7 protein-coding genes are annotated in these 7,243 nt (G+C 70.1%); 3 read left to right on the top strand and 4 right to left on the bottom strand.

Features of this window, described 5'->3' with window-relative positions:
• Nucleotides 1–6: 6 nt before the first annotated feature.
• The 4 genes from KBX39_RS18135 to KBX39_RS18120 form a co-directional block, all read right to left on the bottom strand.
• Nucleotides 7–837: an ABC transporter permease gene (locus KBX39_RS18135; protein ID WP_312247453.1), complete on the bottom strand. Its 831-nt coding sequence runs from the start codon at nt 835–837 to the stop codon at nt 7–9.
• Entirely contained in the window at nt 834–1,742 is a 909-nt protein-coding gene (locus tag KBX39_RS18130) for an ABC transporter permease (protein WP_187693991.1), read from the bottom strand. The genes KBX39_RS18135 and KBX39_RS18130 overlap by 4 nt, the downstream gene beginning before the upstream one ends.
• A gap of 76 nt (nt 1,743–1,818) precedes the next feature.
• A complete protein-coding gene (locus tag KBX39_RS18125; RefSeq protein ID WP_064447712.1) occupies nt 1,819–2,976 on the bottom strand; it encodes an ABC transporter ATP-binding protein in 1,158 nt (385 codons plus the stop codon).
• The gene (locus KBX39_RS18120; RefSeq protein WP_043326462.1) at nt 2,973–4,157 is read right to left on the bottom strand and encodes a spermidine/putrescine ABC transporter substrate-binding protein; all 1,185 of its coding nucleotides are present in this window, start codon (nt 4,155–4,157) and stop codon (nt 2,973–2,975) included. Before KBX39_RS18120 ends, KBX39_RS18125 begins: the two co-directional genes overlap by 4 nt.
• Before the next feature lie 206 nt (nt 4,158–4,363).
• Between KBX39_RS18120 and KBX39_RS18115 the strand changes: the two genes are divergently transcribed.
• The 3 genes from KBX39_RS18115 to KBX39_RS18105 all read left to right on the top strand — a co-directional run.
• Nucleotides 4,364–4,876 carry an Lrp/AsnC family transcriptional regulator gene (locus KBX39_RS18115; protein ID WP_030501361.1) on the top strand — a complete coding sequence of 171 codons (513 nt, stop codon included), beginning with the start codon at nt 4,364–4,366 and terminating at the stop codon, nt 4,874–4,876.
• A 148-nt stretch (nt 4,877–5,024) separates the two neighbouring features.
• Nucleotides 5,025–6,371, top strand: coding sequence for an aspartate aminotransferase family protein (locus KBX39_RS18110; protein WP_043326464.1), 1,347 nt, complete (start codon nt 5,025–5,027; stop codon nt 6,369–6,371).
• A gap of 5 nt (nt 6,372–6,376) precedes the next feature.
• Nucleotides 6,377–7,243, top strand: an 867-nt coding sequence (locus KBX39_RS18105; protein WP_210871653.1) for an FAD-binding oxidoreductase, incomplete at its 3' end; no start/stop codon positions are given.

The following is a 7,243-nucleotide window of genomic DNA, read 5'->3' as shown; positions in this document are numbered from 1 at the left end:
GGAGTGTCATGGCTTGCCCGCCGGTGTGGCGACCACCGCGAGGGCGGCCCGTCGCGCCCGCCGCCCGCGCAGCGAGGTGGCCCCGACCAGCAGCAACGCGATCACGAACATGGCCGTGCCGATCACGTTCACCTGCGGCGGGATGCCCCGCTGGGAGGCGCCCCAGACGTACATGGGGAACGTGACTGTGGTGCCGGCGTTGAAGTTCGTGATGATGAAGTCGTCGAAGCTGAGCGAGAAGGCCAGCAGCGCGGCGGCCACGATGCCCGGCAGCACCAGCGGCAGCGTGATCCGCCGGAACGTCTGCCACTCGCTGGCGTACAGGTCCATCGCGGCCTCCTCCAGCCGCCGGTCCATGCCGGAGAGCCGGGCCTTCACGGTGACCACGACGAACGACACGCAGAACATGACGTGCGCGATGACGATGGTCCAGAAGCCCTGCGGCACCCCGGCGGCGACGAAGAGGGCGAGCAGCGAGGTGCCCATCACGAGTTCCGGGGTGGCCATCGGCAGGAAGATCAGCCCGTTGAGCCCGGACCGGCCGCGGAAGCTGTGCCGGACCAGCGCGAACGCCATCAGCGTGCCGAGGAGCGTGGAGACGACTGTGGCGATGAGCCCGATCTGCATGCTGCGCACCACCGCGTCGCACATGTCCGAGGTGGCGCAGGGCTGCTTCCAGTTGTCGAGCGTGAACTCGTTGAAATCGTAGGAGAGCCGGCTGGAGGGCCGGTTGAAGGACAGACCGGCGACCACCATGATCGGCAGCGTCAGGTAGCCGAGGACGAGCAGGGCCACGCCCATCACCCACCGGTCGGCGAGCCAGCGCCTGAGTTTCACAGGACCTCCTCCGTGCCGGCCTTTCGCAGGTAGACGAAGACGATCGCCAGGATCGCGGCCATCAGCAGGAACGACAGCGCCGCGCCCTGCGGATAGTCCAGCCGGACCAGGAACGCCGAGTCGATGACGTTGCCGATCATGTACTCGTTCGGCGTACCGAGCAGCTCGGCGTTGATGTAGTCACCGGTGGCCGGGATGAAGAACAGCAGCGTGCCGGCGATCAGGCCGGGCATCGACAGCGGCAGCGTGACCTTGGCGAACGCGCGCAGCGGGCTCGCGTACAGGTCGCTCGCCGCCTCCAGCAGCCGGGGATCGAGCCGCTCCAGGCTCGCGTACAGCGGCAGCACCAGGAACGGCAGGAAGTTGTACGTCAGGCCGAGCACCACGGCGATCGGGGTGGCCAGCAGCCGGCCGTCCGGTCCGAGCAGGTGCACGTCGCGCAGCAGCCCGACCAGCGCGCCGTTGTCCGACAGGATGGTCTTCCAGGCCAGCGTGCGCACCAGGAAGCTGGTGAACATCGGTGCGACCACGGCCACCAGCAGCAGGTTCTTCCACCGGCCGGCCTTCTGCGCGATCGCGTACGCCAGCGGGTAGCCCATCAGCAGCGCGAGCACCAGCGCGATCGCCGAGTAGAGGAACGACCGGGAGAACTGCGGCCAGTACGCCTGGAGCGCGTCCGGGTAGTTGCCGAACGCCCAGGTCATCGCGTACCCGGTGGAGAGCGAGCCGGCCGGGTCGTAGAGGCTGGCCGAGGCGAGCTGCACCAGCGGCAGCGCGAAGAAGACGAGCAGCCAGACCGCGCCGGGCAGCAGCAACAGGTACGGCAGGAGCCGGCTGCGCCCGCGCCGCACCGGCGGCGGCGCCGGTTTCCCGGCGGAGGTCGGTACGTGGGCCAGCGCGCTCATGCCGCCACTCCGCTTCGCTCCGTGCCGCCATGAGACACCTTCGCGCTGAGCCAGCCGATTCGCTCGCTGCGCTCGCTCATGCCGACGCACCCACCGGCGGCTCGTCGAGCAGCGGCGCGGTCTGGTCGTCCTCACCGGCGGCCCGGGGCAGCAGGAACGCGTGCCGCGGATCCCAGTGCGCGGTCACCGCCGTGCCGACCGCCAACTGACCGCCCAGCCCGCTGTTCGCGGCGAACGCGGTCAGCTCGCTGCCCCACGCGGTGCGCACCAGGTACTGGGTGCTCACCCCGACGTAGGAGGCGTCGCTGACCACGCCACCGACGTGCTGGTGTCCGGCCGGCACCCGGTCCGGGTCGTCGACCAGGTGCAGCTTCTCCGGACGTACGCCGAGGAAGGCCGGCCCGTCGGTGAGCCGGGCCCGGCCGGCGGGCACCGAGAAGCGCGAGCCGTGCGCCGTGACCAGCACGTCGTCGGCGGCGCGCCCGCCGGCTTCGGCGGCGAGCAGGTTGGACTGGCCGAGGAAGTTCGCCACGAACGCGGTGGCCGGGTACTCGTAGATGTCGGCGGGCGCGCCGAGCTGCTCGATCCGGCCGGCGTTCATCACCGCGACCGTGTCGGCCATCGTCATGGCCTCCTCCTGGTCGTGGGTGACGTGCACGAACGTGATGCCGACCTCGGTCTGGATCCGTTTCAGCTCGATCTGCATCTGCCGGCGCAGCTTGAGGTCGAGCGCGCCGAGCGGCTCGTCGAGCAGCAGCACCTGCGGGTGGTTGATGAGCGCCCGGGCCAACGCGACGCGCTGCTGCTGGCCGCCGGAGAGCTGGGCCGGGCGGCGTCGGCCGTACCCTTCGAGCTGCACCAGCGCGAGCATCTGCTCCACCTGGTCGCTCACCTTGCGGATGCCGCGGCGGCGCAGCCCGAACGCCACGTTCTCGTGGATGTCCAGGTGCGGGAAGAGCGCGTAGCTCTGGAACACCGTGTTGACCGGCCGCTTGTACGGCCGCAGCCCGGCGATGTCCTGCTCGCCGAGCAGCACCTGCCCGCTGGTCGGCTGCTCCAGCCCGGCGATCATCCGCAGTGTGGTGGTCTTGCCGCAGCCGGACGCGCCGAGCAGGGCGAAGAACGAGCCCTGCGGGATGGTGAGGGTGAGGTCGTCGACGGCGGTGAAGACGCCGAACCGCTTGGTCAGGTCGACCAGGCGCAGGTCGCCGGCCGGGGTCTGCTGCCCCTTCACGCGCCGATCACCTGCTGGAACTTGGTCTCGTACTCCTTCTCCTGCGCCTCGTCGAGCGCCATGAAGACCTTGGCTTTGGACAGCATCGAGTCGTCCGGGAAGATCAGCGGGTTGCTCGCCAGGTCCGGGTCGATCTTCTCCATCTCGGCCTGCGCGCCCTGCACCGGGCAGATGTAGTTGACGTACGCGGCCAGCTTCGCCGCCACCGCCGGGTCGTAGTAGTGGTTCATCAACGCCTCGGCGTTGGCCTTGTGGGTGGCCTTGTTCGGCACCAGCATGTTGTCCGACCAGAGCATCACGCCGGACTCGGGCACCACGAACTTGATCTTCTCGTCGTCGAAGCCGAGCTGGACCACGTCGCCGGACCAGCCGATGCACGCGGCGATGTCGCCCTTGGCCAGATCGGGCGCGTAGTCGTTGCCGGTGAACCGCCGGATCTGCTTGCTGTCCACGGCCTTCTTCAGCTTGTTCAGCGCGTCGTCGAACTGGGCCGAGGTGAACTTGGCCGGGTCGTGGCCGAGCGACTGGAGCAGCAGGCCGATGGTGTCGCGCATCTCCGACAGCACCGTCACCTTGCCCTTGAGATCGGGGCGGGTGAGCAGCTCGTCGACGGTGCGGATCTCCTTGGTGACGTTCGCGTTGTACGCGAGCCCGGCGAGACCGGACTGCCACGGGACGGCGAGCTGGGTCTCGGCGTCGAAGGAGCGACCGCGCAGCGACTGCAGCAGGTTCGCCTCGACGTTCGGCATCTTCGACTTGTCCAGCTTCTGGACCCAGCCGAGGCGGATCACCCGGGCGGCCATCCAGTCGGTGAGCACCATGATGTCCCGGCCGGTGCTCTGACACCCGGCGAGCTGGTTGCGCACCTTGCCGAAGAACTCGTTGTTGTCGTTGACGTCCTCGGTGTACGTCACCTGGATGCCGGTGGCGGCGACGAACGCGTCGAGCGTGGGGCGCTTGGACTCGTCCTTCTCGTCGGTGTCCATGTACTGCGGCCAGTTCGAGAAGGCGACCTTCTTCTCGGTGGCGGACAGATCCTCGCTCTTGCAACCGGCTTCGGTCTGCTGGGCGCCCTTGGTCCCGCAGCCGGCCAGGGCGCCCGCGGTGGCGAGCAGTGCGGCCGAGCCGACGGTCCCGGTGAGCAGACCACGCCGGGTGAGGGTCCGAAGGGGACTACGCATGTGACGACTCCTTGGGGGGCATCGTCGGCGGCGGGACGGGGGGCGGCACGCCGGCGGGAGGGTCAGTGGCGATGGACGACTGATCCTGACATGAGAAAACCTCTCTCACAAGGGATTCCGTTGCTGGAATAGCCAGTCGCCACGAAATACGCCAGACTGCGCGGGGCACTACGCTCGATACGAAGAATCGGACACAAGGAGCGTCGATGGTCAACCGGCACCAGGAGAACGCCAACGGCGGCCGTCGGGTCACCGTGCGTGAAGGCGCCAATCACGTTCTGCTCGACGACGTGGCGAAGCAGATCATCGAGCAGCTCCAGGAGGACGGGCGCCGCCCGTACGCGAGCATCGGCAAGGCGGTGGGCCTCTCCGAGGCAGCGGTACGCCAGCGGGTGCAGCGGCTGCTCGACGCGGGCGTCATGCAGATCGTCGCGGTCACCGATCCGCTCCAGCTCGGCTTCCCCCGCCAGGCCATGATCGGGCTGCGCACCGACGGTGACCTGGAGTCGGTGGCCGACCGGCTGGCCGAGTTCGAGGAGATCGACTACGTGGTGATCACCGCCGGCTCGTTCGACCTGCTGGCCGAGGTGGTCTGCCGCAACGACGCGCACCTGCTGGAGATCCTGCAGAAGCTGCGCGGCGTGCCCGGAGTGCTCTCCACCGAGGCGTTCGTCTACCTGAAGCTGCGCAAGCAGACCTACAGCTGGGGCACCGCCTGATGCGGATTCCGTTGACAGCGCAGTGATATGGCGCTGAATCCGTCGCGATGAAGCTTCTTCGCTTGCCTTATCGGCACCGCCTGTGGGATAACCGTGGGCAGAGCGGCCGGTGTCACCCCTGACCGGCCCGAGACCCGATGGGGCTGACATGGCCAACGCCACCGACCACCTGTGGATGCACTTCACCCGCATGGCGAGCTACCCCGCCGGCGAGGTTCCGACAATCGTCCGGGGCGAGGGCGCGTACGTCTGGGACGCGCAGGGCCGCCGCTACCTGGACGGGCTGGCCGGGCTGTTCGTCGTCAACGCCGGCCACGGCCGCGCCGAGCTGGCCGAGGCCGCCGCCAAGCAGGCCGGCGAGCTGGCCTACTTCCCGCTCTGGTCGTACGCCCACCCGAAGGCCGTCGAGTTGGCCGAGAAGATCGCCACGCTCACGCCCGGCGACCTGAACCGGGTCTTCTTCACCACCGGCGGCTCCGAGGCCGTCGAGGCGGCGTGGAAGCTGGCCCGGGCCTACTTCAAGCGCACCGGCAAGCCCACCAAGCACAAGGTGGTCAGCCGCTACATCGCCTACCACGGCACCTCGATGGGCGCGCTGTCGATCACCGGCCTGCCCGGCATCAAGACCGACTTCGAGCCGCTGGTGCCCGGGGGCATCAAGGTGCCGAACACCAACTTCTACCGCGCCCCCGAACACGGCGACGACCCCGAGGCGTTCGGCCGCTGGGCCGCCGAGGAGATCGGCCGCGCGATCGAGCGGGAGGGGCCGGAGACGGTCGCCGCCGTCTTCCTGGAGCCGGTGCAGAACTCCGGCGGCTGCTTCCCGCCGCCGCCCGGCTACTTCGAGCGGGTACGCGAGATCTGCGACGCGTACGACGTGCTGCTGGTCAGCGACGAGGTGATCTGCTCCTGGGGCCGGCTCGGCGAGTACTTCGGCGCGGTGCGGTACGGCTACCAGCCGGACATCATCACCACCGCCAAGGGCATCACCTCCGGCTACGCCCCGCTCGGCGCGATGATCGCCAGCGAGCGGCTGATGGAGCCGTTCCTCACCGAGACCGGCATGTTCGCGCACGGCGTGACGTTCGGCGGCCACCCGGTCTCCTGCGCGGTCGCGCTGGCCAACCTGGAGGTGTTCGCCCGGGAGGACCTGATCGGGCACGTCCGGGCCAACGAGGGCGCGTTCCGGTCCACCCTGGAGAAGCTGCACGACCTGCCGATCGTCGGCGACGTCCGCGGTGACGGCTACTTCTACGGCATCGAGCTGGTCAAGGACAAGACCACGCGGGAGACGTTCGACGAGGCCGAGTCGGAGCGGCTGCTGCGCGGCTTCCTGTCCACCGCGCTGTTCGACGCCGGGCTCTACTGCCGGGCCGACGACCGTGGCGACCCGGTGGTGCAGCTCGCCCCGCCGCTGATCGCCGACCAGCAGCACTTCGACGAGATCGAGCAGATCCTGCGCGCGGTGCTGACCGAGGCGTGGTCCCGGCTCTGACGCCGATGACCGGTTACCGGCACCTCTCGTACTGGCTGTCCAGCCTCGACGAGCCGCTGACACCGCGACCCGGGTTGCCCGGCGACACGGACGCCGACGTGGCGATCGTGGGCGCCGGGTACACCGGGCTGTGGACGGCGTACTACCTGGCCGAGGCCGACCCCACGTTGCGCGTCGTCGTGCTGGAGCGGGAGATCGCCGGGTACGGCGCATCCGGGCGCAACGGCGGCTGGTGCTCGGCGCTGTTCCCCACCTCGCTGCCGGCGCTGGCCCGACGCCACGGCCGGGACCGCGCGCTCGCCCTGCAACGGGCCATGCACGACACGGTCGGCGAGGTGGGGCGGGTCGCCGCCGCCGAGGGCATCGACTGCGACTGGCGGGCCGGCGGCACGGTGACGCTGGCGCGCAGCGAGGTCCAGCTCGACCGGGCCCGCGCCGAGGTCGACCAGGCCCACGCGCACGGGCTCACCGACGACGACCTGACGCTGCTGGACGCCGCCGAGGCCGCCGCGCGGTGCGACGCCGAGGGGGTACGCGGCGGCACGTACACCCCGCACTGCGCCGCCGTGCACCCGGCGAAGCTCGTCCGGGGCCTGGCGCGGGCGGTGGAGCGCCGGGGCGTACGCATCCACGAGCGCACCCCGGTGACCGCGCTGCGGCCGGGCGCGGCGGTGACACCGGCGGGCGTGGTCCGGGCGCCGGTGGTGGTCCGCGCGACCGAGGGCTACACGCCCGGGCTACCCGGCCAGCGGCGCACGGTGGCGCCCGTCTACTCGCTGATGGTGGCCACCCCGCCGCTGCCCGAGGAGACGTGGGCGCGGATCGGGCTGGCGGAGCGGGAGACGTTCTCCGACTACCGGCACGTCATCGTG

This window comes from Micromonospora sp. D75, assembly GCF_018070405.1.
Classification (GTDB): Bacteria; Actinomycetota; Actinomycetes; order Mycobacteriales; family Micromonosporaceae; genus Micromonospora; species Micromonospora chalcea.
The sequence above is the reverse complement of the archived record's forward strand: the minus strand, read 5'-3'. Positions and strand labels throughout refer to the sequence as shown.

What these genes read in the sequence shown, in the direction of transcription:
- KBX39_RS18130 (WP_187693991.1), bottom strand. Translation starts at nt 1,742, where the DNA reads ATGAGCGCGCTGGCCCACGTACCGACCTCCGCCGGGAAACCGGCGCCG.
- KBX39_RS18120 (WP_043326462.1), bottom strand. Translation starts at nt 4,157, where the DNA reads ATGCGTAGTCCCCTTCGGACCCTCACCCGGCGTGGTCTGCTCACCGGG.
- KBX39_RS18115 (WP_030501361.1), top strand. Translation starts at nt 4,364, where the DNA reads ATGGTCAACCGGCACCAGGAGAACGCCAACGGCGGCCGTCGGGTCACC.
- KBX39_RS18110 (WP_043326464.1), top strand. Translation starts at nt 5,025, where the DNA reads ATGGCCAACGCCACCGACCACCTGTGGATGCACTTCACCCGCATGGCG.